This is a genomic window from Serratia sp. KH_031 (assembly GCF_057839655.1).
In genome coordinates this window covers 3,677,825-3,703,378 of sequence record NZ_CM174496.1, presented here as the reverse complement: position 1 = coordinate 3,703,378, position 25,554 = coordinate 3,677,825, and the positions used below count along the sequence as shown (strand labels likewise).

22 protein-coding genes are annotated in these 25,554 nt (G+C 49.4%); 13 read left to right on the top strand and 9 right to left on the bottom strand.

All coding sequences use genetic code 11. The annotated features are described in order from the left end of the window. Nucleotides 1–10 precede the first annotated feature (10 nt). Both ybaL and AC3ISQ_RS16575 read right to left on the bottom strand, forming a co-directional pair. The gene (gene ybaL / locus AC3ISQ_RS16580; RefSeq protein WP_489348257.1) at nucleotides 11–1,702 is read right to left on the bottom strand and encodes a YbaL family putative K(+) efflux transporter; all 1,692 of its coding nucleotides are present in this window, start codon (nucleotides 1,700–1,702) and stop codon (nucleotides 11–13) included. A 220-nt stretch (nucleotides 1,703–1,922) separates the two neighbouring features. Further along, nucleotides 1,923–3,143 (bottom strand): MFS transporter, encoded by a 1,221-nt coding sequence (locus tag AC3ISQ_RS16575; RefSeq protein WP_489348255.1) that lies wholly within the window; start codon nucleotides 3,141–3,143, stop codon nucleotides 1,923–1,925. A 236-nt stretch (nucleotides 3,144–3,379) separates the two neighbouring features. On the opposite strand from AC3ISQ_RS16575, the gene AC3ISQ_RS16570 reads away from it, so the two are divergent. The 3 genes from AC3ISQ_RS16570 to AC3ISQ_RS16560 all read left to right on the top strand — a co-directional run bounded on the left by AC3ISQ_RS16570 (nucleotide 3,380) and on the right by AC3ISQ_RS16560 (nucleotide 7,174). Continuing rightward, on the top strand, nucleotides 3,380–4,360 hold the full coding sequence (locus AC3ISQ_RS16570; RefSeq protein WP_489348254.1) for a SphA family protein: 981 nt from the start codon (nucleotides 3,380–3,382) through the stop codon (nucleotides 4,358–4,360). 140 nt (nucleotides 4,361–4,500) lie between these two features. Further along, nucleotides 4,501–6,153: a bifunctional UDP-sugar hydrolase/5'-nucleotidase UshA gene (ushA, locus tag AC3ISQ_RS16565; RefSeq protein ID WP_489348252.1), complete on the top strand. Its 1,653-nt coding sequence runs from the start codon at nucleotides 4,501–4,503 to the stop codon at nucleotides 6,151–6,153. Nucleotides 6,154–6,334: 181 nt separating this feature from the next. After that, nucleotides 6,335–7,174, top strand: coding sequence for a DNA/RNA non-specific endonuclease (locus tag AC3ISQ_RS16560; RefSeq protein ID WP_489353345.1), 840 nt, complete (start codon nucleotides 6,335–6,337; stop codon nucleotides 7,172–7,174). Between the two features lie 103 nt (nucleotides 7,175–7,277). Here the strand turns inward: AC3ISQ_RS16560 and AC3ISQ_RS16555 are convergent, their stop codons facing one another. From AC3ISQ_RS16555 to copA, 4 genes are all read right to left on the bottom strand, one after another. Continuing rightward, nucleotides 7,278–7,577, bottom strand: coding sequence for a putative quinol monooxygenase (locus AC3ISQ_RS16555; protein WP_489353343.1), 300 nt, complete (start codon nucleotides 7,575–7,577; stop codon nucleotides 7,278–7,280). 21 nt (nucleotides 7,578–7,598) lie between these two features. Next, nucleotides 7,599–8,078: a Cys-tRNA(Pro)/Cys-tRNA(Cys) deacylase YbaK gene (ybaK, locus tag AC3ISQ_RS16550; RefSeq protein ID WP_489348250.1), complete on the bottom strand. Its 480-nt coding sequence runs from the start codon at nucleotides 8,076–8,078 to the stop codon at nucleotides 7,599–7,601. 220 nt (nucleotides 8,079–8,298) lie between these two features. Continuing rightward, nucleotides 8,299–9,102 carry a TraB/GumN family protein gene (locus tag AC3ISQ_RS16545; protein ID WP_489348248.1) on the bottom strand — a complete coding sequence of 268 codons (804 nt, stop codon included), beginning with the start codon at nucleotides 9,100–9,102 and terminating at the stop codon, nucleotides 8,299–8,301. Nucleotides 9,103–9,186: 84 nt separating this feature from the next. Beyond that, nucleotides 9,187–11,703 carry a copper-exporting P-type ATPase CopA gene (copA, locus tag AC3ISQ_RS16540; RefSeq protein WP_489348246.1) on the bottom strand — a complete coding sequence of 839 codons (2,517 nt, stop codon included), beginning with the start codon at nucleotides 11,701–11,703 and terminating at the stop codon, nucleotides 9,187–9,189. Nucleotides 11,704–11,810: 107 nt separating this feature from the next. Here copA and cueR point away from each other — a divergent pair, with 107 nt between their 5' ends. Continuing rightward, a complete protein-coding gene (cueR, locus tag AC3ISQ_RS16535; protein ID WP_489348245.1) occupies nucleotides 11,811–12,212 on the top strand; it encodes a Cu(I)-responsive transcriptional regulator in 402 nt (133 codons plus the stop codon). On the opposite strand, the gene AC3ISQ_RS16530 is transcribed toward cueR, so the two are convergent. The 3 genes from AC3ISQ_RS16530 to allS form a co-directional block, all read right to left on the bottom strand. Then, nucleotides 12,209–12,667, bottom strand: a complete 459-nt coding sequence (locus AC3ISQ_RS16530; RefSeq protein ID WP_489348243.1) for an NfeD family protein — start codon at nucleotides 12,665–12,667, stop codon at nucleotides 12,209–12,211. The genes cueR and AC3ISQ_RS16530 overlap by 4 nt on opposite strands. A gap of 1 nt (nucleotide 12,668) precedes the next feature. Further along, nucleotides 12,669–13,574, bottom strand: coding sequence for an SPFH domain-containing protein (locus AC3ISQ_RS16525; RefSeq protein WP_489348241.1), 906 nt, complete (start codon nucleotides 13,572–13,574; stop codon nucleotides 12,669–12,671). Between the two features lie 62 nt (nucleotides 13,575–13,636). After that, nucleotides 13,637–14,548: an HTH-type transcriptional activator AllS gene (gene allS / locus AC3ISQ_RS16520; protein WP_489348240.1), complete on the bottom strand. Its 912-nt coding sequence runs from the start codon at nucleotides 14,546–14,548 to the stop codon at nucleotides 13,637–13,639. 305 nt (nucleotides 14,549–14,853) lie between these two features. Here allS and AC3ISQ_RS16515 point away from each other — a divergent pair, with 305 nt between their 5' ends. The 9 genes from AC3ISQ_RS16515 to AC3ISQ_RS16475 all read left to right on the top strand — a co-directional run bounded on the left by AC3ISQ_RS16515 (nucleotide 14,854) and on the right by AC3ISQ_RS16475 (nucleotide 25,510). Next, nucleotides 14,854–15,336, top strand: coding sequence for an ureidoglycolate lyase (locus AC3ISQ_RS16515; protein WP_489348238.1), 483 nt, complete (start codon nucleotides 14,854–14,856; stop codon nucleotides 15,334–15,336). Between the two features lie 84 nt (nucleotides 15,337–15,420). Further along, a complete protein-coding gene (gene allR / locus AC3ISQ_RS16510) occupies nucleotides 15,421–16,239 on the top strand; it encodes an HTH-type transcriptional repressor AllR (RefSeq protein WP_489348236.1) in 819 nt (272 codons plus the stop codon). 130 nt (nucleotides 16,240–16,369) lie between these two features. Next, nucleotides 16,370–18,151 (top strand): glyoxylate carboligase, encoded by a 1,782-nt coding sequence (gcl, locus tag AC3ISQ_RS16505; RefSeq protein WP_489348234.1) that lies wholly within the window; start codon nucleotides 16,370–16,372, stop codon nucleotides 18,149–18,151. An 11-nt stretch (nucleotides 18,152–18,162) separates the two neighbouring features. Further along, nucleotides 18,163–18,942, top strand: a complete 780-nt coding sequence (gene hyi, locus AC3ISQ_RS16500; protein WP_489348233.1) for a hydroxypyruvate isomerase — start codon at nucleotides 18,163–18,165, stop codon at nucleotides 18,940–18,942. A gap of 10 nt (nucleotides 18,943–18,952) precedes the next feature. Then, nucleotides 18,953–19,834: a 2-hydroxy-3-oxopropionate reductase gene (glxR, locus tag AC3ISQ_RS16495; RefSeq protein ID WP_489348231.1), complete on the top strand. Its 882-nt coding sequence runs from the start codon at nucleotides 18,953–18,955 to the stop codon at nucleotides 19,832–19,834. Between the two features lie 272 nt (nucleotides 19,835–20,106). Continuing rightward, entirely contained in the window at nucleotides 20,107–21,561 is a 1,455-nt protein-coding gene (locus AC3ISQ_RS16490; protein WP_489348229.1) for an allantoin transporter, read from the top strand. Between the two features lie 53 nt (nucleotides 21,562–21,614). Then, nucleotides 21,615–22,976 carry an allantoinase AllB gene (allB, locus tag AC3ISQ_RS16485; protein WP_489348228.1) on the top strand — a complete coding sequence of 454 codons (1,362 nt, stop codon included), beginning with the start codon at nucleotides 21,615–21,617 and terminating at the stop codon, nucleotides 22,974–22,976. Between the two features lie 67 nt (nucleotides 22,977–23,043). Next, nucleotides 23,044–24,345 carry a uracil/xanthine transporter gene (locus tag AC3ISQ_RS16480; RefSeq protein WP_489348227.1) on the top strand — a complete coding sequence of 434 codons (1,302 nt, stop codon included), beginning with the start codon at nucleotides 23,044–23,046 and terminating at the stop codon, nucleotides 24,343–24,345. Between the two features lie 19 nt (nucleotides 24,346–24,364). Continuing rightward, a complete protein-coding gene (locus AC3ISQ_RS16475; protein WP_489348225.1) occupies nucleotides 24,365–25,510 on the top strand; it encodes a glycerate kinase in 1,146 nt (381 codons plus the stop codon). Nucleotides 25,511–25,554 lie beyond the last annotated feature (44 nt).

Here is a 25,554-nt window from a genome sequence, read left to right as displayed (position 1 = left end):
TTGATTGGACTTAAATCGGGCAACCACCGGCTTTTTCTTCTTCGCTCAGTGTCTCTAAACGCAAACTAGTCAGCATGGTATTGGCAATCTCACGTTCCCCCATCACCACCTGATTGGCTCCGCGCTCGGTAATATAAGTCACTTCATCGTCATAATGTGCGCGGGCAATAATCTCGATATTCGGTCGTTTACTGCGGGCGAAAGCGACTATCTCACCGGCTTCGTAGCCGTTAGGAATGGTGACTAACAGCCAGCGCGCGCAATCGAGGCGAGCGAGTTCCATCACTTCTGGATTGGCGGCGTTACCGAGCACGGTGCGGATACCTTGTTCACGAAGAGCCTCTACCCGTGTGCGAGAACTTTCGATCACCACCAACGGCACGCCCGCTTCGGCCAATTTACCGCCCAGCAGGCTGCCTACACGCCCATAGCCGACCACCAACGCATGGTTACACATATCGACCGGGATCTGCTTCTCTTCTTCTACCGCTTCTTCCAGACTCTGTTCTTCGATGGTTTCAGTCTTGGCCAGATAGCGTTCCAGCAGACTAAACAGCAATGGGTTGAGCATAATCGACAAAATCGCCCCGGCTAATACCAGATTACGACCCGGCCCGGTCATCATGCCGAGGGTGATAGCTAAGCCCGCGAGGATAAAGGCAAACTCACCAATCTGCGCCAAACTGACGGAAATGGTCAACGCAGTACGCTTTGAGTGACCAAACATCTTCACCAACAAGAAAGCGATCACCGATTTACCAAACACGATAATCGCTAAGGTGGCTAATACCGCCAGTGGCTCATGCAGCACAACCATCGGATCAAACAACATGCCGACGGAAACGAAGAACAGCACCGCAAAGGCATCGCGTAAGGGCAGAGTGTCGTGAGCAGCACGATGGCTCAATTCTGACTCATTCAGCACCATACCGGCGAAGAACGCGCCTAAAGCAAAGGAAACGTCGAATAGCTTGACCGCACCATAGGCGATACCCAGCGCCAACGCTAAAACCGCCAATGTGAACAGTTCACGTGAACCGGTGCTGGCAGTTTTTGCCAACAGCCACGGCACGGCGCGACGTCCAACCACCACCATCAACGCAATAAAGGCGATGACTTTACCGATGGTGAGTGCCAACTCACCGAGCAGTTGACTGCTGCTGGTGTGCCCGCTGCCAAGCATATTGGCGAAGGCCGGTAACAGTACTAGCGTTAACACCATCGCCAAGTCTTCGACAATCAGCCAACCGATGGCGATCTGCCCACGTTGGCTATCAATCAGTTGCCGTTCTTCTAAGGCGCGTAATAGCACCACGGTACTGGCGGTAGAGAGGCACAGACCGAACACCATACCGGTAACCCAATCCCAACCCATCAGGTGCGACAGACCCATCCCCAACAGGGTAGCGAAGGCGATTTGCACGATGGCACCGGGAATAGCAATGGCTTTGACGGCGAGCAGATCTTTAAGTGAGAAGTGGAGACCAACACCGAACATCAACAAAATCACACCGATTTCCGCCAGTTCCGGTGCCAATGAGGTATCGGCGACAAAACCGGGAGTAAACGGGCCGGCGAGAACCCCTGCGGCAAGGTATCCCACTAATGGGGAAATGCGCAGGCGATTGGCCAGCATGCCAAGGAGGAAGGCGAGGACTAGCCCTCCGACAATAGTGGTGATCAGCGGTGTTGAATGGTGCATCCAGACTCCTTCTTGTTGTGCGCCACAGCGGGGAATTCTCTTAAGTTTATTGCATTTATCAGCGTCTTGCTTGGCTAAGTGGCATGGTTGTGTGAAAAAGTAGTCTATGCTGTGGAAAATAGATAAAGAGTGGGATTTATCAGGAGTTAAACTAAATCTTGTTGATTTATATAGAAAATAACCCGGTTGATAAAAGGTTGTCAACCGGGTTTTGACGCGCTTAGTGGCGGTTTTGTTCCATATTCGGTAGGAATGCGGTCACAATGCCAATTAATGGCAGGAAAGCACAGATTTGGTAGACCAACTCAATACTGGTTAAATCAGCCACATAACCGAGTATTGCCGCGCCTAAACCACCCATACCAAAAGCAAAACCGAAGAATAAGCCCGAAACCATACCGACTTTCCCCGGAATCAACTCTTGCGCATAAACCAAAATGGCAGAGAAAGCAGAGGCGAGGATCAAACCAATGATCACCGTCAGAATACCCGTCCATTCTAGCGAGGCGTAAGGTAAAAGTAAGGTAAACGGCGCAGCACCGAGGATGGAGCCCCAAATAACATATTTTCGCCCGAACTTATCCCCAAGAGGTCCACCAATAATGGTACCGGCGGCAACGGCGAACAAGAAGGCGAACAGATGGAACTGCGCATTTTGTACCGAAAGACCGAACTTATGTATCAAATAAAAGGTGTAATAGCTGCTGATGCTGGTGAGATAGAAGTATTTGGAGAAAATCAGTATTAGCAAGATCCCCAAAGAGAAGTAAACGGTGCGTTTCGGCAGCGGTGTGACCGTCGAAACGGCTTTTGGCTTACCTTGTGTGGCACGGTGCTGATGTTGATACCATTTACTGACTTGCAACAACACTACGATTGCCAGCAGAGCCGCCAAAGAGAACCAAGCGACGTTGCCCTTGCCATAAGGGGCGATCAGTAAAGCGGCCAACAAAGGGCCCAGCGAGCTACCAAAGTTACCACCGACCTGGAACAGCGATTGCGCCAACCCATGGCGTCCGCCAGAGGCCATGCGTGCCACGCGGGAGGATTCTGGGTGGAACACCGAAGAACCAGTACCGACCAAGGCTGCTGCCACTAAAACCATCGGGAAAGTATTCGCGACCGACAATAGCAACAGACCGCACAGGGTAAAGCCCATGCCGATTGGCAGCGAGTAGGGTTGCGGGTGTTTGTCGGTATAAGCGCCGATCAACGGTTGCAGCAGCGATGCCGTCAATTGATAAGTCAGAGTAATCAACCCGATCTGCACAAAACTCAGATTGAAATCGGCTTGTAGCATGGGATAAATCGCCAGAATCAGCGATTGAATCATGTCATTAAGCAGGTGAGAAACGCTGATGGCACCGAGGATAGAGAAAGCAGTACCTTTAACCGCGCTGCCCTTTGCAGGTGGCATGGCGGCTTCACTTCGATTAGTCATGTTATTATTAGCCCGGTAAGTTTCAGGTGAAGAACCGATATATTAATCAGATTGTTTGATTTTGACTATACTAGTCATATTTCAAGCTGCATCTGTGTTGGCTACGCTTGTTACTTGGTTCGTCGATGCACTCATTAAAAGAATATTCCGAAAGGGAAGCCGGGAGCTTGCCACTCTGCTTTCTTAGGTATAATGAGACTCGACCTAGAAACTTAATGGAATTAAGGATTGATTCAGTGAAGAATAACCCTTTTATCATGCAGCAACTTTTTGCTGCAAGTCGTTTCTCCCGCGTTGCTCTCGCACTCTTGGCTATAGGGACGGTCACTACCGCTCATGCCACTGAAGGCGGTGTCGGGCGACCTATTACCGGGATGCAGGTTTTGCCTTTGGCCGGTATTTTGCCTACCCAAACGGGTCCTATCGTGTCGTTCTCCAGTATTTATTACGAAGGTAATATTAGCCGTTCGAAATCGGTTCCTGTTGCTGGGCAACTTCGCTCTGGGCTGGATTACCACATTTCGTACAACTTATTGAGCTCACTGTATGTCTGGGGGAATGATAATCGTTGGACATTTGGTTCTAGTGTGAGTATTCCCGTGCAATACACGGATGTGAAAGCATCGCTACAAGGTAAAACGCACTCTATCGTTGATCAGGACACCTCCACTCAGTTCGCTGACATAATGTTTGTTCCCTTGATGGCGGATTACCATTTTAGTGAAGTCTCACACATGCTGTTCAGTATGCAGGTATTTGCTCCTACGGGCAGTTACGATAAAGATCGCTTGGCTAACGCCGGGCAAAATACCTGGACATTTATTCCTAGCGTAACTTACACCACTATTTGGCCTGCTTATAATATTGAGTTTACTGGTGTTACTGGTCTGGAATTTTATACTCGTAATCCTGATACTAATTATACCAACGGAACATTGGTGCGTTTTGACGGCTTAGCGTTGAAACGTTTTCATAATGATTGGGGGGTTGGGTTAAATGCTGGCTGGATCCAACAACTCAGTGATGACAAAGGCGAATTGGCGGACAAACTCGATGGCTATCGAGGCCGTTCGCTTGGCATCGGGCCAGTAGTGACTTATGAGAAAGTCATTGGTAAATCAAGAATTTCAACATCGTTACGCTGGGTTAATGAATTCGATGTTGCCAATCGGCCTGAAGGTAATGCTGCGCAGTTGAGTTTAACCCTGCAATTTTAATCTCCTTCAGCAAGGGCGCTGAACTCAGTTTCAGTGTCCTTAACTCAACTGTGATCCAAATTGCAAAAATTTGAAATCTCTTGTAGTAATTCCGCGCTACAATCTTGCTCTCGTCAATATTTATCACACGGAGAGCTGCCATGAGTTTTTCGCTAAAGGCCACCGCATGTGCATTGGCCGTTTCCCTGACTTTTGCATCAGGGCTAGCCAACGCTTGGGAAAAGGATAAAACCTACGACATCACCATCCTGCACACTAACGATCACCACGGCCACTTCTGGCAAAATGATTACGGTGAGTACGGTTTGGGCGCGCAAAAAACGCTGGTGGACAGTATTCGTCAGGAAGTAGCGGCGAAAGGTGGCAGCGTGTTATTGCTCTCTGGGGGTGACATTAATACCGGCGTACCAGAATCTGACCTACAGGATGCGGAGCCTGATTTTCGCGGTATGAACCTGATTGGTTACGACGCCATGGCGATCGGCAATCACGAATTCGACAACCCGCTTACCGTGCTGCGTCAGCAGGAAAAGTGGGCCACTTTCCCGCTGCTTTCCGCCAATATCTATCAGAAAAGCACCCAACAGCGTCTGTTCAAACCCTATGCGCTGTTTGATAAGCAAGGCGTCAAGATCGCAGTTATTGGCCTGACGACCGATGATACCGCCAAAATCGGCAATCCAGAGTTCTTCACCGATATTGAATTTCGCGTACCGGCGCAAGAAGCCAAACAAGTTGTAGAACAACTGCGTAAAGAAGAAAAACCCGACGTCATTATTGCCGCAACCCATATGGGGCATTATGACAATGGTGAGCACGGCTCAAACGCGCCGGGTGATGTAGAAATGGCACGTAGCCTACCTGCAGGCTATCTGGACATGATTGTGGGTGGTCACTCGCAAGATCCGGTATGTATGGCGAGCGAAAACCACAAACAGGTGGATTACGTGCCGGGTACGCCTTGCGCGCCAGATCGTCAGAATGGGACTTGGATAGTCCAGGCGCATGAGTGGGGGAAATATGTCGGTCGTGCTGATTTCACCTTCCGCAATGGCGAACTGAAATTAGTGCATTACCAACTGATCCCGGTCAACCTGAAGAAGAAGGTTGAGAAGGCAGACGGTACCAGCGAGCGTGTCTACTATACCCAGCAGATCTCAGAAGATCCGGGCATGATGAAATTGTTGACGCCATTCCAAGATAAAGGCAAAGCGCAGCTAGAAGTGAAGGTTGGTAGCGTTAACGGCAAATTAGAGGGTGATCGCAGCAAAGTTCGCTTCGTACAAACCAATCTGGCGCGCGTGTTACTGGCCGCTCAGATGGAACGTGCGGGTGCGGACTTTGCGGTCATGAGCGGTGGCGGAGTACGTGATTCAATTGAAGCGGGTGATATCACCTATAAAAACGTGCTGAAAGTACAGCCGTTTGGTAACACGCTGGTGTATGCCGATATGAAAGGCAGCGAAGTCGAAAAATATCTGGCGGTAGTGGCCAATATGAAACCAGATTCCGGTGCTTACGCGCAGTTTAGCAACGTAAGCTTGGTGGTGGATGGTAAGGGTGTCAGCGATGTGAAGATCAAAGGTCAGCCGTTACAGGAAGATAAAACTTATCGTATCGCCACGCTGAGCTTCAACGCCTTAGGCGGTGATGGCTATCCGAAGATCGATACCTTACCGAGCTACGTTAATACCGGTTTTGTTGATGCCGAAGTGCTAAAACAGTACATCGAAAAACACTCACCGCTAGATGCGGCGGCCTATGAGCCGAAAGGTGAGATTGTTTATAAATAACGTAATATCGCGGCGGTTTTTCTAAACCTGTGACCAGAAAAACCGCTGACTGCTACCAAATTATTAACAGATGATATTTTCATCATCATTTAGGTTGTGTGTTTTTTTGACTACGATGAGTCGTCCCAGCCATATATACTCGAGTGATTTAGGATGTACTATGGCTAAAAATGAGAGAAGTATGAAGCTTAATTTCATCAAGCTTATTCCTATATTATTGTTAAGTGCCTGTTCTATTATTGACTCATCTCGTCAGCCAGTAGAGCAAACACCGCCAATAAAAACAGGCGTTAATATTACCGATGATAACTGTGGTATGGGTTGTCCTGCCGGTGGAAGTTCGCAAATAGTGATTCGAGATGTTTATACATTAAATAATAACAGTACTACCAAGTTTGCTAATTGGGTTGCGTATAGAATAACCAAAGACAGTCAAGCGAGTGGTCGTCAGAGAAACTGGAAGCAGGATCCTGAATTACCTGACTCTGATACGTTGACTCCTGCTGCATATTCTAGCGCCAGTGCAGCATTAGCCGTAGATCGTGGTCATCAGGCTCCGCTGGCAAGCCTTGGCGCGGCGTCAGATTGGTCTGCATTAAACTATCTTTCCAATATTACACCGCAAAAAGCTGCGTTGAACCAAGGTGCATGGGCCAGGTTGGAGGACAAAGAACGGGATTTGGCAAATCGTCCAGAGATATCGACGATTTATGTAGTGACCGGCCCCTTATTTGAACGTAATGTGGCGGTATTACCTAATGCACCCACCGTGCAGATTCCAAGTGGCTACTGGAAAATAATATTTATTGGTGAGAATCCAGCTAAACAACAGTATGCTGCTTTCTTGATGGATCAGGAGACGCCTAAATCCGCTAATATTTGTGATTATCAAGTCACGATAGAAAGTATTGAAAAAAGAACTCATCCACATCTCACCATCTGGCCGACATTACCAGCAGATATTGCCAATGTGGTTAAATCACAGAAAGGCGCATTGTCACAGGAGATGGGGTGTTATTGATGATGGAATTTATTGCATGAAAAATTGATGCTATCATAAGATATAATATCTACACCAAAATGCGGTTTCTATTTGCTAATAAAATAAAAACCGCCGAGATAACTCAAGAGGCTGTTTTTTCAAACGGCTCCATAAGCAACACCATGCAGTCTTGTCGTTGATACTGGTTAATCTGTGGTACCAGCCTTCTAAAATGTTCACTTTGGCAATGAGCGTCTAACGCCGCCTGATCTGGCCATTCTTCAATAAAGGTAAAATGCCCCGGATCTTTTTGATCGACATACAAATCATAGGCAATGCACAGTTCTTCCTGCTTGGTTTTTTCAACCAGTTCTCGATACAGAGGCATGACAATATCGAGGCAATCTAACCGCATAAAATCTTGAGCGATCACTTTCAGCATCATGGCATCCTTAAATAAAAATTAATCATGTTTAGCAATATCGGCAAAAGTCCCCGACAGCAAACGGCATAAATCGTTGGCCGCGAGTTCGATATCTAACCCACGTTTACCACCCGAAACAAAAATTGTCGTGAACTGCTGCGCTGGGCTGTCAATGACCGTAGGCAGGCGTTTTTTCTGCCCTAAAGGGCTGATGCCACCGACCAGATAACCAGTGATGCGTTGTGCCAATTGTGGATCGGCCATTTCGGCTTTTTTGGCGCCCAAAGCTTTAGCGACTTTTTTCAAATCAAGTTGAGTAGCGACCGGAGTGACGGCAACAGCCAGATGTTTAGCATCGCCATTTAAAGCAACCAGCAAGGTTTTGTAGACCTGATCGGCATTTAACCCTAGCTTCTTGACCGCTTCGTCGCCGAAGTTAGTCTCATCACTGTCGTGGTGATAAGGGTGCAGGGTAAAGCTAACTTTTTGTTTTTCAAGTAAAACGACTGCGGGCGTCATAATGTGGTTCCCAGAATGTTCCTCGTCGGAAAGTGTCATATTGTGGTAACAAAGGTGCGCTAAAGATGGCAAGCAGAATAGGAATACGTAAAGCAGGTTGCCAAGTTGTTCGCTGGGTTGCTACCCTATTCAATTGTAACCGTTAACACGGTTACAATGCGTATAACTAAAATATAAGAAATTCCTCTTTGACTGGCCAATAGCGATATTGGCCATTTTTTTATCGTGCTTGCAGCATCTCGGGCAGGTTACCCTCGCCGTACAGATGCAATGCACCGACTGCGACGACGTAGTTCCCTGGAGGTAACTGTTGTAACTTCTCTAACCAACTACGGTTGCGCTGATGCATCAAGACATCGTACAGCTCAGTGCTAAAGGTTGGCGGGAGTGGTTCCAAGGTGCTGCTAGGTTGAGTATCGAGCCACCAACTCATCATCGTTTGCAGTAGGCGTGCATTGGTGTGCCAATGCGTCAATGTATCGCGCAATAATGACATCCCTCCTTCCGGCAACTGCTTCAACATAGTTAACTGCTCTTCAGCGCCTTCCAGCTCGATCACCGGTTTATGCTGACTTTTGGCGGATTGTAATAATTGATAATCGACCCCGTACTCTGCGCGTAATCCTAAGCGCTGTGCCTGACGTGCTTGCATCATCAACGCCACTTGCCAACCGGGTAGGGTAGAGAAATCGGCAGGATCGGTGCCAAGCTCATGACATAGCGTTTGTAAACGTTGATATTCTTCGGCACAGAGGCGTTGCTCTAAATCGGGTGAGTCATCGCTGTGATCGAAGGGGGAAGAGGAACCCGTAATATCGGCCTCGACAATCAAAGCGTCGGCCTGCTGCAAACGTGCGATCAGTTTACTGGGTAGTGGTGACATGTTAGCGGTGCCCATATGAATGCTGCCTACCAGATGGAGCTGGCGATCTCCCGGTAACGTGACATCAAACGCCGGGTAGGCGTGAGCAATGGGGGAAATAATGCCAAGGAAAACAGCGATGCGGCGTAACAGTTGACCCATGAGTGGCTCCTATTGGTGACCCCTCATGCTAAACGCTAATCATTTAATAGCAAAGGAAAAGGGCCGAAGAATCGGCCCTTGCGGTTATTGTTTAGGTTTGAAGCGTAACAGACGGTTAGCGTTGCTGACCACGGTAATGGAAGACAGTGCCATTGCCGCCCCAGCCACTACTGGGCTGAGTAGCGTACCGGTTAGCGGATACAATACACCGGCGGCGATCGGGATGCCCAAGGCGTTGTAAATAAATGCCCCTAACAGGTTTTGCTTCATATTACTCAACGTTGCTTTAGACAAGGCCAGCGCATCGGCAACGCCGTTCAGGCTGTGGCGCATTAATGTGATAGCAGCAGTTTCGATAGCAATATCACTACCGCTGCCCATCGCGATACCCACATCCGCTTGAGCTAAGGCCGGGGCATCGTTGATACCATCACCCACCATCGCCACGCGGTGCCCTTGGGCTTGCAGTTGCTTGATCGCTTCTGCTTTGCCGTCTGGCAACACGCCAGCAATCACTTTGTCGATACCGGCTTCTTTAGCGATAGCATTAGCCGTGACCGGGTTATCGCCAGTCAACATCACCAACTGATAGCCTTGCTGATGCAAACGTTGCAAAGCGGCCACGCTATCGCTGCGCAGTGGATCTCGGATGGCGATCAAAGCAGCAGGTTTACCGTCGGCGGCCAATAATACCGGCGTAATGCCGCGTTCAGCCTGTTGTTGCATTTGAGTTTCCAGCCCGGAGGTATCGATTTGGTTTTCTTGCAACAGTTTGGCGTTACCCAACAGCAGTTTTACGCCTTCGATTTCACCGCTGACGCCAGCACCACGCAGGGTGCGGAATTGTTCCACCTGCGGCAGAGTTTGCCCTTCGGCATGGCTGACAATCGCACGTGCTAGTGGATGGTTGGCACCTTGTTCCAGCGCGGCGGCCCAACTCAATGCCTGCTGTTCGCTGGTCTGGTTAAAGGTGACGATCTCCACCACCCGTGGTTGGCCTTCGGTCAAAGTACCGGTTTTGTCGAATACCAGCGTGTCCAAGGTACTGGCCTGCTGCAATGCATCGGCATCGCGAACCAATACGCCAAACTCAGCGGCACGCCCGACGCCGGAAATAATCGACATCGGTGTTGCCAGCCCTAACGCACAAGGACAGGCGATGATCAACACGGTGGTAGCGATCACCAAGGTGTAGACCAACTGCGGTTGTGGCCCGAAGAAGTACCAGATTGCGGCACTGAACAACGCAATCACGACGACCACCGGTACAAATACTGACGAAATACGGTCAGCCATTTTACCAATTTCTGGTTTACTGCTTTGCGCCTGACGCACCAGTTTGATGATGCGCGCTAACGTGGTTTGGCTACCAATAGCGGCGGCGCGGAACAGCACGCTACCGTCTTCGACCACCGTCCCGGCGTGAACCGTATCACCGATACTTTTTTGCTGTGGCACCGCTTCGCCAGTCAGCATGGCTTCGTCGAGCCAGACTTCCCCTTGAATGATTTCACCATCGACCGGGATGCGGTCGCCAGTGGTGAGGCGCAGTGTCATACCCAGTTGGACTTCAGCCAACGGAATATTTCTTTCACCGTCGTCTGTCACCAAGCGAGCGGTTGGCGGAGTGAGATCCAACAGGCGTTCTAATGCCTGTGAGGAACGTTGCCGTGCTCGTTGTTCTAGCGCATGGCCGAGGTTAATTAAACCGATAATCATCGCGCTGGCCTCGTAATACAGGTGTCGTGCCTCCATCGGGAAAAAATCGGGCCAAATATTAACGCTGATGGAATACAGCCACGCCGCGCCAGTACCTAGCGCCACCAAGGTATCCATTGTCGCGCTGCCGTTCATCAAGGCGCGCCAAGCGTTGCGATAGAAATGCCCACCGGCAAACACCATGATTGCCAAGGTAATCATGCCGACGATCAACCACGGACGCTGAGTTTCCGGCGTCAATGACATGCTGCCACCGAATACGCCCCAGGCCATCAGCGGGACACCTAACGCCAGCCCTAGTGCCGCTTGCCAGCTAAAGCGCTTCATATTAGCTTTCGCCGTTTGCTGCTGACGTTCGCGGCGTTCGGTTTCGTCCTGAATCATCTCCGCGCCGTAACCCACTTTTTCTACTGCGGCGATTAACAGGGCGGAATCGGCGGAGCCGGTAATTAATGCGCTGCGTTCTGCCAGGTTTACTCGCGCCTGTTCGACGCCGGGTACGCCTTGCAGCGCGTTTTGTACTTTACTAACGCAACTGGCGCAGCTCATACCGCTGAGCAAAAGCTGCACGCTGTCGTCATTATTATTTGTTGCCGGAGGGGAAACCTGTACCGCTGTCTGAGTTTCCGGCAACGAAGATGTTGCATCAGTCAACGGCTCAGTTTTTGGGTGGCTGTTAACCTCGCCCAATTTAGCGTGATAACCGGCATTCTCCACGGCAGTTATCAGCGCTTGCGGCTGCGCATCACCATAAACAGTGGCAGAATCGACGCTGACTTCGGTCGACGTCACGCCGGGAACGGCTTCTAGAGCCTTGCGGGTATTGCCGACGCAATGCCCACAGGAAAGCCCCTGCAACTCTAATACGGTAGTGTGTGACATGGTTTTCTCCTCGGGAAAAAGGGAACTGTTCAAGGCTTGACCGCCGTGACTCTTTTCATTGAGAATAAGGTTAAACCTTCCAGCAAGGTTAAGGTCAAGGGGGAAAAATGAATATTAGTGATGTTGCCAAAAAAACCGGTTTAACCAGTAAAGCGATCCGCTTTTATGAAGAGAAAGGTTTGGTCACGGCACCGATCCGTACCGATAACGGTTACCGTAGCTACAGCCAGAAGCACATTGAGGAACTGACCTTTTTGCGACAGGCGCGGCAGGTTGGCTTTAACCTTGATGAGTGCAAAGAGTTGGTGGGGCTATTTAACGACCCCGCGCGTCATAGTGCCGATGTGAAAGCGCGTACCTTGCAAAAGGTGTCGGAGATTGAAAAGCATATAACTGAACTGGGTGAAATGCGCCAACGCCTGATGACGTTGGCGGAGCAGTGCCCCGGTGATGAAGGGGCCGAGTGCCCGATCATCAATGATTTAGCCGGATGTTGCCCTAAGCATTAACGAGGAATCGCGCGGATCACTAACGTTACGCCTTCCACTGCAACCACTTCGACCTCAGTGCCGACGGGGAGATCCTCGTTGGCCTGCGCGCGCCAACTGCTGTCGCCAATGTTGATGCGGCCCATACCGTTATGCATCGGTTCGGTTAACGTGGCGCGAGTGCCGATTAGCTGGCGGTTACGCTGATTCAACACTTCTACACCGCTAGTGGCTGCTGGGCGCTGACGTAACCAATACCACCACAGATAAGCCACCAGAATAGTCAGTACGGCAAAAATTACCGCCTGCCACTCCCAACCGATCTGCGGTAACAGCCAGACGATAGCGCCCACGACTAACGCGGCGACGCCACTCCACAGCAAATAGCCGCTAGCGCCGAGCATCTCAGCCGCTAGCAACAACCCACCGAGTGATAGCCAGAACCAGTGTGAATTTGCTGCAATCAGCGCCAGCATATTATTGGCCTTTGTTATCTTTCAGTAGTTCGGCGATGCCGCCAATTGAGCCGATCAAGTTGCTGGCATCCAGCGGCATCATGATCACTTTACTGTTGCTGGCTGAGCCGATGTTTTGCAGGGCGTCGGTGTATTTTTGCGCCACAAAGTAGTTCACTGCCTGAATATTACCGTTGGCGATAGCGTCAGAAACCAGTTGAGTCGCGCGCGCTTCCGCTTCAGCCGCACGTTCGCGGGCTTCGGCTTGCAAGAAGGCTGATTGACGTTCACCTTCGGCTTTCAGGATCTGTGACTGTTTATCCCCTTCGGCACGTAAAATCGCGGCCTGACGAACCCCTTCGGCCTCCAGAATATCGGCACGCTTGGTACGTTCGGCTTTCATCTGTGCGTTCATTGAAGCAATCAGTTCAGCCGGTGGACGCACGTCACGAATTTCAATACGGGTGATTTTAACGCCCCAAGGATTGGTGGCTTCATCAACAATATGCAGCAGACGGCTGTTGATGTTGTCACGCTGAGAGAGCATTTCGTCCAGCTCCATTGAACCGAGCACGGTACGGAAGTTGGTCATGGTTAGGTTGACGATTGCCAGTTCGAGGTTACTGACTTCGTAGGCGGCACGTGCAGGATCGACGACCTGAATAAAGCAAACGGCGTCGATAGCTACGTTAGCGTTATCGCGCGAGATAATTTCCTGTGAAGGAATATCCAGCACTTGTTCCATCATATTGATCTTGCGACCAATGCGATCCATAAAAGGGACGACTAAATTCAGCCCCGGCATCAGCGTCTTGGTATAACGACCGAAACGTTCGACCGTCCATTGGAAACCTTGCGGTACAATTTTGATCCCCGCGAAAACAATAATTAACGCGACAATCACCACGATCGGAATAAACGTCAACATAAGTGCAACCTCCTGTCAGATATATCTTTTCAGTTTACGTCAACATTCAGTGAAAACCTACTTCAAGTCGACGGAATAAAAGAGGCAATGAGCGGATCTCGCTGTTGGAACAGGTCAATAATATCTTGCACCACTTTGCCACAGCGTTCGGTTGACCAAGCCAGTGATAGGGCTGAGGGATGGCGGGGATCGCGCAGTTGTTTTTGTATCAGTTGACCGCTGGCAAGATAAGGTTGGCAGAGATCTCGCGGTAGAAAACCCGTACCCACGCCGTTCAGTTGACATTCCAGTTTGGAATGTAAATCCGGCACGATAATTTCTTGTTGGCCGGAAAGCCGCCAGGCAATACGTTTAGCCAAATGGCGAGCGGTGTCTTGCACATTGATCGCCGGATATTGACGCAGCAGTTCATTAGTTAGCGGTTCGGTTGCGCTTGCCAGTGCATGTTGCGGAGCAATGGCAAATACCCACTCGATCTTGCCGAGCGGCAATATGTTGATGCTGTTGTCCAACGCTTCGCTACCTGCGGCGCCAATGGCTAGGTGGCAATCCTCATTAAGCAAGGCATCCCATACCCCCATATAAACCTGCCTAGAAATATGAAACTGGGTAAAGGGGAATTTGCTTTTCAGATACGCCAGCAGGTTGGCAACAGTTGCGGGTTGGTACAACAGATTGTTAATCACAATGTTGACCTGATGTTCTACGCCATTGTTGATTTGGCGTAGTTCGTCTGGCATTGAACCCAGCCAATTATGCCACTGACGGCAGCGCTCCAGCAGATACTCACCCGCTGGCGTCAGACTCACGCTACGCGTGGTACGGACAAAAAGTTGGGTACCAATACTTTCCTCCAACATTTTGATGCGATAACTGATGGTTGCCGTTGTTTTATAGAGTTGTTCGGCGGCACGGGAAAAGCTCTGGCATTCTGCCACGGCGATAAACGAACCTATTGTTTCATGATCAAGCATGGCATTCCCTTTTTGTTAATCGTCAACTTTCTGCATAGCAGCCGACGTTGTGGTCGCCCGTTTTCATTATCGGGGCAAAGTTATCATTATTGTTAACTGATTGTTCTGTATTGGTGTGTATTTTTATTGTTTGATTTTATTGCATTTTATTTTATTTGTATCGAAAAAATGTGCTGGCGATCTTGTTGTGGAAAAATTTTCCAAAAACAACTGGGAAATCGTCGTTAGCCTGATTAAAGTAACCTTACTAAGGATATTCATTGAGCAGGTTTAGCTTGTTCAAGTCAACCAAAGCGGGGAAGGGCATGGAGCTACAATTAGAACCATTGACGGCAAAAGCGTTTGCACCTTATGGGGATGTCATTCAAGTCGAAGGTAATGAATTTTTTCATATAAATGAAGGTAAGACCGAACGTTATCATGATCTTGCTAAAGTTGAAGTGACGGACGGGAACCGTGTGTTGGTGAGTATTAATCGTTCACAACCCTGTGCGATGCCACTGACGTTTTCCCTGCTGGAAAAGCATCCGCTTTCTTCACAGGCATTTATCCCGATGAAGGGTGAGCGCTTTATCACCATCGTTGCGCTGGCCGGAGACGAGATCCCGCTGCATTCCTTACGTGCGTTTATCACCGATGGGCACCAAGGGGTGAATTACCATTGTGGAGTTTGGCATCACCCACTGTTTGCCTACCAAACAGTCACGGATTTTCTGACCGTGGATCGGGGCGGTGCAGATAACTGTATTGTGGCTCATTTGCCTGAGACTTATAAGATTCAGTTCTAATAACGCTGGTCGTCAATGTCGGGTAGTGACTATTATAAGGAGGACTAACTCGTAATCGTAAGCTGCATGACGAAGGATATCTGAATGACTGAAGTACGCAGAAAAGGCCGGCCATCGCAGGCTGATGCCGGAGCGACCAAAGGTGCACAGGCGTTGGATCGTGGATTAGAGATCTTACAATACCTGGCAAATGCTGGCGGTAGTGCGACAGTTTCTGTTCTGTCAGAGAAACTGGAGTTGCCACTTTCTACGACCTTCAGGCTACTGAAAGTACTAGAGAAGTCTGAGTTTGTGTTTCAGGATCCACAACTCGGTTGGTGGCATATTGGTATTCAGTCATTTACTGTCGGTTCAGCTTATATGAACGACCGTGATGTGGTGTCGATCGCGGGTCCTTATATGCGTCGTCTGATGTTGTTATCAGGTGAAACCGCCAACTTGGCGATCCGCAATAATATGGATGCGGTGTTGATACGCCAGTGTGAATGCCAAGCAATGGTGCGCATGTGTGCTCCGCTAGGCAGTCGCTTGCCGTTACATGCTTCTGGTGCTGGCAAGGCGTTACTGTATCCGTTAGTGGAAGAAGAAAGGTTGGATTTGATGGTGCGGGCAGGGTTGCAATCCTATACCCCAAAAACCATCACTAGCCTGAATATGTTGGAAAAGGATCTACTGCTAGCGCGTGAACAAGGCTATACGGTTGATGACGAAGAGCATGCTCTAGGATTGAACTGTATCGCTTCCGCGATTTTCGATCGCAGCAATGATGTGATCGCGGCTATTTCCATATCGGGGCCGAGTTCACGAATGAGTGAAGACAGATTTACAGAGCTGGGTGAACTGGTGGGCGGTATCGCCAACGATATCAGCACGGCATTAGGGGAATCACGCAACAAGATCTAACGCGTGTCGATTGGGTCCCTTCCTGCTCCTGTTATCTGAAAAACTGATGTAAAAGTCCCGTTGCTTAAAACGGGTTTTTTTAGCTTCTTTTTTGATTTGGAAAATTTTTCCATAATTTGGAGAGTAAAAAATGGCAATGATGCGAGCTGTAGACGCGGCTATGTATGTGCTTGAGAAGGAAGGGGTCGACACCGCTTTTGGTGTGCCGGGAGCGGCAATCAACCCATTCTATAATGCGATGCGCAAACATGGGAAAATCAAGCACTTCCTAGCGCGGCATGTGGAAGGGGCATCCCATATGGCCGAAGGTTATACTCGTGCTAAAGCGGGTAATATCGGTGTTTGTTTGGGCACCTCTGGCCCAGCAGGGACAGATATGATTACTGCGTTATATTCTGCATCTGCTGACTCTATTCCGATTTTATGCATTACCGGTCAGGCGCCACGTGCCCGGTTGCACAAAGAAGACTTCCAAGCCGTAGACATTGAGGCTATTGCCAAACCTGTCACCAAAATGGCAGTCACAGTGCTGGAGCCAGCGTTAGTACCCCGTGTGTTGCAGCAAGCTTTCCACCTGATGCGTTCGGGTCGTCCTGGACCAGTATTGGTCGATCTGCCTTATGACGTGCAGATGGCTGAAATTGAATTTGATCCTGATACTTACGCTTCATTACCAGCGTATAAGCCGACAGCAACTCAGGCGCAGATCGACAAAGCGCTGGATATGCTGTGTGCAGCCAAAAAGCCGTTAATTATTGCTGGCGGCGGTATTCACAACGCCGATGCGGCAGATTTGTTGCAAGAGTTGGCTGAAATCTGCAACGTTCCGGTGATCCCGACGTTGATGGGCTGGGGGGCGATCCCAGACGATCATCCATTGATGGCAGGTATGGCTGGGTTGCAAACGGCTCACCGCTACGGTAACGCCAACCTGCTGGATTCTGATCTGGTCTTTGGTATCGGTAACCGTTGGGCTAACCGCCATACCGGTTCGGTCGATAAATATACTGCAGGTCGTAAAGTCATTCACATTGATATTGAGCCGACTCAACTTGGCCGCGTGATTTGCCCGGATCTGGGGATTGTTTCTGATGCCAAGCTCGCGTTGCAAATGTTGGTGGATGCTGCTCGTCAGCGCTTCAACCAAGATCATTTACCTAATTGGGAATCGTGGGTTGCTGCTTGTCAGCATCGCAAGCAAACCATGCTGCGCAAGACGCATTTCGATAACGTCCCGGTAAAACCACAGCGGGTTTATGAAGAAATGAACCGCGCGTTTGGGCGTGATGCTTGCTACGTCACCACCATCGGCCTATCGCAGATTGCCGCCGCACAAATGTTGCACGTATTTAAACCTCGTCATTGGATCAACGCCGGCCAAGCGGGTCCATTGGGTTGGACGATCCCTTCTGCGCTCGGCGTCTGTGCTGCTGATCCACAACGTAAAGTGGTGGCGCTGTCCGGTGATTATGACTTCCAATTTATGATCGAAGAACTGGCGGTAGGGGCACAATTTAAACTGCCATACATCCACGTGCTGGTGAATAACGCTTACCTCGGGTTAATCCGCCAGTCGCAGCGTGGCTTCGACATGGATTATTGCGTTCAATTGTCATTCGAAAATATCAATAACCCAGCAATTGGCGAATATGGCGTCGATCACGTGAAAGTGGTTGAGGGATTGGGCTGTAAAGCGATTCGCGTGTTCAAACCAGAAGATATTGCCCCGGCATTTGAACAAGCCAAACAGCTGATGAAGCAATTTAGCGTACCGGTAGTGGTAGAAGTTATTCTGGAGCGTGTCACCAATATTTCTATGGGAACCGAACTGGATAACGTCAATGAATTTGAGCCGGTAGCGGAAACGCCAGAAGATGCTCCGACCGCCATCGCCTACTTTGATTACCGTTAAGGAGAAATATTATGCCTAAGTTTTCGGCTAATTTATCCATGCTGTTCAATGAGGTCGATTTCCTGCAACGCTTTCGTGCCGCGCGTCAGCAAGGGTTTCAGGCGGTGGAATATATGTTCCCGTACGATTACGCCATCGATACCTTACGCAACGAACTGGCAGAAAACCAATTAATCCAGGTTCTGCATAATTTACCTGCAGGGGATTGGGCTGCCGGAGAGCGCGGTGTTGCCTGCTTGCCTGGGCGTGAAGGAGAATTCCGTGATGGTGTTGGCCTCGCTATTGAGTATGCTCGCGCTTTAGGGTGCAAGCAGATCAACTGCTTGATTGGCAACCCTGACGAACGGTTGGACCCGGCTAAAACCGACGAAATCGTGGTGGCAAACCTCAGTTATGCCGCTAAAGAACTGGCAAAAGAGAATATTCGTTTTCTGGTTGAGCCGATTAATAAATACGACATGCCCGCGTTTTATTTAAAAGACACCCGGCAGGCATTGGAGTTAATGGCGCGGGTCGATAACCCGAACCTTTATCTGCAATACGATATTTATCATATGCAGCGCATGGAAGGGGAATTAACCCAGACTATGCAACGGTTGTTGGACAAAATTGCCCATATCCAGGTTGCGGATAATCCTGGGCGGCATGAGCCAGGCAGCGGTGAAATTAATTACGACTATATCTTCAGTGCCTTGGAACAGATGGGTTACAGCGGCTGGATCGGTTGTGAATATAAACCAGCCACCACGACGACTGCAGGTCTGTCATGGATGAAGAAATATCAACATTAAGGAGTTTGACATGAAAGTAGGATTTATTGGTCTGGGCATCATGGGAACACCAATGGCAGAGAAACTGATTGCCGGTGGACATCAGTTATATGCTAATACGTTGAATCAAGTTCCTGTCTCATTGTTGGATCAAGGCGCGATCGCCTGCTCCACACCAAAACAGGTCGCCGATCAGGCTGACATTATCTTCATTATGGTACCGGACACGCCACAAGTTGAAGAAGTGCTGTTTGCTACCTCTGGCTGTGCAGAAGCCCAGTTGAAGGGCAAAATTGTGGTTGATATGAGTTCGATCGCACCGCTGGAAACCAAAACTTTTGCCAAGCGTATCAATGAGCTCGGTGCTGCCTATCTGGATGCGCCAGTCTCGGGGGGCGAAGTAGGGGCCAAGCAAGGCACGCTGACCATTATGGTGGGCGGTGAAGAAGCCATTTTCGAGAAAGTAAAACCGCTGTTGGAGCTGATGGGTAAAAACATCACTTTGGTCGGTGGTAATGGTGATGGACAGACTTGCAAAGTAGCTAACCAGATTATCGTGGCGTTGACCATCGAAGCGGTATCTGAGGCATTGATTTTTGCCGCTAAGGCCGGAGCCGATCCTGCGCGTGTGCGTGAAGCGCTGATGGGGGGCTTTGCTTCCTCGCGTATTCTGGAAGTCCACGGCGAGCGCATGATCAAACGCACTTTCGCCCCAGGTTTTCGTATCTCGCTGCACCAAAAAGATCTCAATTTGGCGCTGCAAGGGGCTAAAGCCTTGTCACTGAGCTTGCCGAATACCGCGACATGTCAGGAGTTGTTCAATCTATGTGCTGCCAATGGCGCGAAAGATCTGGATCACTCGGCATTGGTACAAGCATTAGAGTTGATGGCTAACCATAAAATCGCAGGTTAAGTCTGGGGTTCTGCCCAACCTATTAGTTTTAGGTTGGGCAACATAATTATTCCGATAGTTCGTTATAGCAAAGAATCATGCCGTTATTGATATACCAATACCTCTGGAATCTCATCGGTATATCAAAGAGTAAATAAAATAGTAGAGCGATAAGAATATTATTAATAACCATAATGCTCACAATAAAATCTGACTGAGCTGAGTTTTCCATCGTATCGAGAAGGTTATTGATAGTCATTATTTACCTGGTTTATTTAAAACGGAAAATAAAAATGAACGAAGCAAAGGATAATAAACGGGAAGTTTATCGTAGCCGGGGGTATCATGAAGACCTGCTGCCCAAAGAAAACGATAAGAAAACTTGGGGAGCATTTAACTATTTTACGTTATGGATGGGCTCAGTACACAACGTGCCTAATTACGTTGCTGTTGGTGGGTTCTTCATTCTCGGGCTGTCTACCATCAGTATCATGGCGGCGATTATTCTCAGCGCGTTGATTATTTCATTCATTATGGTTATGAATGGTGCCGCGGGTTCTAAGTACGGCATCCCTTTCTCTATGATCTTACGAGCCTCTTATGGTGTACGTGGTGCCTTGTTTCCCGGCATCTTGAGAGGCTGTGTCGCCGCCATTATGTGGTTCGGGTTGCAATGTTACGCAGGTTCATTGGCTTTCCTTATTTTAATTGGCAAGCTATGGCCTGAATTCCTGACCTTGGGGGGCGATTTCAATATTCTGGGGCTGCAACTGCCAGGACTGATTGCCTTTTTGGTTTTCTGGGCGATTAACGTGGCTATCGGCTTGGGCGGCGGCGGTATCCTGAATAAGTTCACCGCAATTCTTAACCCGTGTATCTATGTTGTGTTTGGTGGTATGGCTATTTGGTCCATTTCACTGGCCGGGATTGATAACATTATTAATTATGTTCCTGCCAACGTGACCATGACTGAGCATAGCGGCTTTATGTTTTTGGTGGTAATCAATGCGGTGGTTGCAGTCTGGGCTGCACCGGCAGTCAGTGCATCAGACTTTACGCAAAATGCCCGTAGCTTCCGTCAACAAGCATTGGGGCAAACTGCCGGGTTAGTCGTGGCTTATATTTTATTCGCCGTTGCTAGCGTTTGTATTCTAGCGGGTGCCAGTATTCACTATGGTGTAGATACTTGGAACGTATTGGATATTGTACAGAAATGGGACAGCCTGTTCGCTTCGGTGTTTGCTGTATTAGTGATACTGATGACGACAATTTCCACTAACGCGACGGGGAATATTATTCCTGCTGGATATCAAATCGCCGCTATCGCGCCGAAAAAACTCACTTATAAAAATGGCGTGATTATTGCCAGTATTATCAGTGTTATTATCTGTCCGTGGAAGTTGATGGAGAATCAGGAAAGTATCTATCTATTCCTAGATGTTATCGGTGGCATTCTCGGCCCGGTTATCGGTATTATGATGGCGCATTATTTTATCATTATGCGTCGGAATATCGATCTGGATACCTTATATACCGAGGATGGTAACTATAAGTATTACGATAATGGCTTCAATACCTCGGCCTTTGTTGTGACCTTAATCGCTGTGGTTCTGTCATTGGGTGGCAAGTTTATTCCGTTGCTGGAACCGTTGTCGCGTGTTTCCTGGTTTGTTGGGGTTATCAGTGCTTTCGTGTTGTATGTCGTCATTAAGCGCAGAACCACAATCAGAAAACCTGAGTATGCATGATCTTATTTGCTGTTCTGGAAATAAAAAATAATATTTTACCAAGGAGAGAAATAATGTCTTTCGATATGATCATCAAGAACGGTACTGTAATTTTAGAAAATGAAGCGCTGGTGACCGATATTGCCGTTAAAGATGGCAAAATTGCGGCGATTGGTCACGGATTGACGGGTGCCAAGGAAGTGATCGACGCCAGCGGTCTGGTCGTGTCACCGGGAATGGTGGATGCCCACACGCATATCTCTGAGCCGGGTCGTACTCATTGGGAAGGTTATGAAACCGGCACCCGTGCGGCAGCTAAAGGTGGTATCACCACCATGATTGAAATGCCACTTAACCAACTGCCTGCTACGGTGGATGGTGCTTCTATCCAAATGAAATTTGCCGCAGCTGAAGGCAAGTTGACGATCGACGCCGCGCAATTCGGTGGATTGGTATCTTATAACCTGGATCGTTTACATGAGTTGGATGAAGTTGGCGTGGTGGCTTACAAGTGCTTCGTGGCAACTTGTGGCGATCGCAGCGTCAGCAATGACTTCCGTGATGTTAACGACTTCGAGTATTACAAGGGGTTGCAGACTTTAGCCAAGTTGGATCAACTGGTTGCCGTCCATGCGGAAAACGCATTGATCTGTGATGAGTTGGGTCGTGAAGCCAAAGCAGCGGGCAAATTGACGGCGCATGATTATGTCGCTTCACGTCCGGTATTTACCGAAGTGGAGGCCATTCGCCGCGTATTGTATTTGGCGAAAGTGACCGGTTGCCGCCTGCATATTTGTCACATTAGTAGCCCGGAAGGGGTGGCTGAAGTGACGCGCGCTCGTCAGGAAGGCCAACAGGTGACCTGTGAGTCCTGCCCACATTATTTGGTATTGGATACTGATCAATTTGAAGAAATTGGCGTGTTAGCCAAATGTTCACCACCAATCCGCGATGCAGAAAACCAACGTGGTCTGTGGGATAAACTGTTCAACGGTGAAATAGACTGTTTGGTTTCCGATCACTCACCATGCCCACCGGAGATGAAAGAAGGCAACATCATGAAGGCGTGGGGCGGCATTGCCGGGCTACAGAACTGTGTTGACATGATGTATGACGAAGCGGTGCAAAAGCGCGGTATGGCGCTGCCGACCTTCGCCAAGTTGATGGCAACCAACGCGGCAGATATTTTTGGTCTGAAGCACAAAGGGCGTATCGCTCCGGGTAAAGATGCCGATTTTGTCTTCATTCAGCCCAATAGCAGCTATGTGCTGAAAGCCGAAGATCTGGAATATCGCCACAAGGTTAGTCCTTACATTGGCCGTAAAATCAATGCGCGCGTAGCGAAAACTATTCTGCGTGGCAAGGTGATTTACGACATCAATACCGGTGTCTCTGCCGATCGTACCGGCAAGTTTGTTCTGAAACATCAGCAATAGTCTTATGCCGGACGCGTCCATCAGGGCGTGTCCGGTTGTTTGGAAAATTTGACGAGGTAATGTCTTGATGCACGCAGTCCAAGGCGATCGTAACCACTGGTTGTCTGGCTTTCAGTGGTTTTTCTTTATTTTCTGCAATACCGTGGTAGTGCCTCCCACGCTGCAGTCGGCTTTTCACCTGTCATCAGCAACGACGTTCTGCATCACCCAATACACTTTTATTGCCACTGCTATTGCTTGTCTATGCCAAGTTTTGTGGGGGCACAAACGCGCCATTATGGAAGGCCCTACCGGGCTATGGTGGGTCACTATTCTTACCGTGACACTGGGGGAATCTGCCAACGGCACTCCTCTAGCAGTGATTGGCGGTAATTTGGCTGTCGGGATCATGATTGCTGGAGTGGTGACTATCTTTATTGGTATCAGCGGATTAGGGCACCGGATGGCTGTGTGGTTTCGCCCTGGCGTGATGGCCGTGTTTATGTTTCTGCTCGGTGCTCAGTTGATCGGTGTATTTATGAAAGGCATGTTAGGAATGCCTTTTGGTGTTTCCAGTGGAGCCGTGGTGCTTAACCCTAGTTCCTTTGCACTGGCGCTGTTGGTGATGTCATTTACCGTTGCCATGATTATTGGGTTGCCGTACCGGATGGCAAAATATGCCTTGCTGATGGGGGCACTATTGGGTTGGGCACTTTATCTGTTGTTGTTTACCCCCGCGCCGTTGATCTCTAGTGGGCAAGGCTGGTTGCTGTTCCCTCTTGGGGAGCCTGGTCATTTACGCTGGGGAATTATTATCACCATCGTACTGACGGGAGTGGTAAATATTTCCAATAACTTTGGTGCTATCCGTGGTACTGATCATTTTTATGGCGGCTCCCCGGCAGGAAAGGCGCTGTATCGGCGTAGTTTCGTGGTGTCTGGGTTAATGACATTGGGATCCGCTCCGTTGGGGATTGTGCCATTTGCTCCCTTTGTGTCATCGATTGGCCTGTTAACACAAACTCAAGATAGCAGCAGTCGTTCGTTCATTATTGGTTGCCTGCTGTTTTTAGCCATTGGCGTCAGCTCTGTATTGACCAGCCTGTTTTGTAGTATTCCACTAACCATCAGCAGTGCTGTGATGCTGGTGTCTTATCTCCCACTACTCTATTCGGCACTGTTGTTTGTTGGGCAGATGTCATTGAATGCCAGAAATATTTACCGTCTGGCCATTCCACTATTTTTCGGGATCTTTTTGATGAGCGTCCCTGTCTCATTCCTGCAAACCGTACCAATGATCATCCGTCCATTGCTTAGCAATGGGATGCTGGTGGGCATTTTGATCGCGTTGCTGATGGAGAATCTGATCCCATGGGATCGCATTAAATAATCGGGTTAAAGGATAAAAGATGAAAATTGTCATCGCGCCAGATTCGTTTAAGGAAAGTATGAGCGCTGAACAGGCTGCCAAAGCGGTTGAGCGTGGTTTTCGTGAGGTGTTTCCACATGTTGAGTGTCTGCGGTTGCCGATTGCCGATGGTGGCGAGGGAACGGTCGATGCGTTAATTGCTGCTACCGGGGGGCATAAAGTCTCCCTAACGGCTACCGGACCGCTGGGTAACGCAGTCCCCGCCTTCTATGGTGTGACTGGAGACGGTCGCACGGCGGTGATTGAAATGGCGGCGGCCAGTGGGTTGATGCTAGTACCTGCGGCGCAACGTAACCCACTGCTGGCAACCAGCTACGGTACAGGGGAGTTGATCCGTCATGCTCTGGACAGTGGTATTCGTCATATCATTTTGGGTATTGGCGGCAGTGCGACGGTAGACGGCGGCATCGGCATGGTACAGGCGCTAGGTGGTCGCTTCCAACATCAATCCGGTAACGAACTGGCATTTGGTGGGGGGGAAATGGCACAGCTAGAGGCGATCGATCTTAGTCAATTAGATCCACGTTTAGCACAGTGTCAGCTGGAAGTGGCCTGTGATGTTGATAATCCGTTGGTCGGCCCGAGAGGCGCAGCAGCGGTGTTCGGTCCACAAAAAGGCGCTACGCCAGAAATGGTGCAACAACTGGAGCAGGGTCTGAATCAGTTGGCAAACGTTATTGAACAGTCAATTGGCCAGAACGTGCGGACCTTGCCGGGCGGTGGTGCTGCCGGTGGCATGGGTATTGCGACCAAAGTATTGCTCGGTGGTGAGCTTAAGCCGGGTATTGATATTATTATGGATGCGGTACAACTGAAGCAGGCATTTGCCAGTGCCGATCTAGTCATCACCGGTGAAGGGCGCATGGACAGCCAAACTGCCGGAGGAAAAGCACCTACGGGAGTCTCCAAGCTCGCTAAACAATGCCAATTGCCAGTGATTGCTTTGGCGGGGGTATTTGGCGATGGAGTGGAAGCAGTCTATGAGCAAGGGATTGATGCGGTGTTCAGCATTTTGCCTCGTCTGGCGCCATTGGACGATGTATTGGCACAAGGAGAAGTGAATTTACAGCAATGCGCACGTAACGTGGCGCAGGCGATTAAAATTGGTCAGCAATTAGCAAAGTAAGCGATCAAAAAGTAAGCGATCAATAAGGCCACGTCGAAGCGTGG

Coding starts and splice junctions, on each gene's coding strand:
- AC3ISQ_RS16545 (WP_489348248.1), bottom strand. CDS start 9,102: ATGGGTCAACTGTTACGCCGCATCGCTGTTTTCCTTGGCATTATTTCC.
- AC3ISQ_RS16575 (WP_489348255.1), bottom strand. CDS start 3,143: ATGACTAATCGAAGTGAAGCCGCCATGCCACCTGCAAAGGGCAGCGCG.
- AC3ISQ_RS16555 (WP_489353343.1), bottom strand. CDS start 7,577: ATGCTGAAAGTGATCGCTCAAGATTTTATGCGGTTAGATTGCCTCGAT.
- AC3ISQ_RS16480 (WP_489348227.1), top strand. CDS start 23,044: ATGCACGCAGTCCAAGGCGATCGTAACCACTGGTTGTCTGGCTTTCAG.
- glxR (WP_489348231.1), top strand. CDS start 18,953: ATGAAAGTAGGATTTATTGGTCTGGGCATCATGGGAACACCAATGGCA.
- copA (WP_489348246.1), bottom strand. CDS start 11,703: ATGTCACACACTACCGTATTAGAGTTGCAGGGGCTTTCCTGTGGGCAT.
- AC3ISQ_RS16475 (WP_489348225.1), top strand. CDS start 24,365: ATGAAAATTGTCATCGCGCCAGATTCGTTTAAGGAAAGTATGAGCGCT.
- AC3ISQ_RS16525 (WP_489348241.1), bottom strand. CDS start 13,574: ATGTTGACGTTTATTCCGATCGTGGTGATTGTCGCGTTAATTATTGTT.
- ushA (WP_489348252.1), top strand. CDS start 4,501: ATGAGTTTTTCGCTAAAGGCCACCGCATGTGCATTGGCCGTTTCCCTG.
- hyi (WP_489348233.1), top strand. CDS start 18,163: ATGCCTAAGTTTTCGGCTAATTTATCCATGCTGTTCAATGAGGTCGAT.
- ybaL (WP_489348257.1), bottom strand. CDS start 1,702: ATGCACCATTCAACACCGCTGATCACCACTATTGTCGGAGGGCTAGTC.
- cueR (WP_489348245.1), top strand. CDS start 11,811: ATGAATATTAGTGATGTTGCCAAAAAAACCGGTTTAACCAGTAAAGCG.
- AC3ISQ_RS16560 (WP_489353345.1), top strand. CDS start 6,335: ATGAAGCTTAATTTCATCAAGCTTATTCCTATATTATTGTTAAGTGCC.
- allB (WP_489348228.1), top strand. CDS start 21,615: ATGTCTTTCGATATGATCATCAAGAACGGTACTGTAATTTTAGAAAAT.
- ybaK (WP_489348250.1), bottom strand. CDS start 8,078: ATGACGCCCGCAGTCGTTTTACTTGAAAAACAAAAAGTTAGCTTTACC.
- allS (WP_489348240.1), bottom strand. CDS start 14,548: ATGCTTGATCATGAAACAATAGGTTCGTTTATCGCCGTGGCAGAATGC.
- AC3ISQ_RS16490 (WP_489348229.1), top strand. CDS start 20,107: ATGAACGAAGCAAAGGATAATAAACGGGAAGTTTATCGTAGCCGGGGG.
- AC3ISQ_RS16515 (WP_489348238.1), top strand. CDS start 14,854: ATGGAGCTACAATTAGAACCATTGACGGCAAAAGCGTTTGCACCTTAT.
- allR (WP_489348236.1), top strand. CDS start 15,421: ATGACTGAAGTACGCAGAAAAGGCCGGCCATCGCAGGCTGATGCCGGA.
- gcl (WP_489348234.1), top strand. CDS start 16,370: ATGGCAATGATGCGAGCTGTAGACGCGGCTATGTATGTGCTTGAGAAG.
- AC3ISQ_RS16530 (WP_489348243.1), bottom strand. CDS start 12,667: ATGCTGGCGCTGATTGCAGCAAATTCACACTGGTTCTGGCTATCACTC.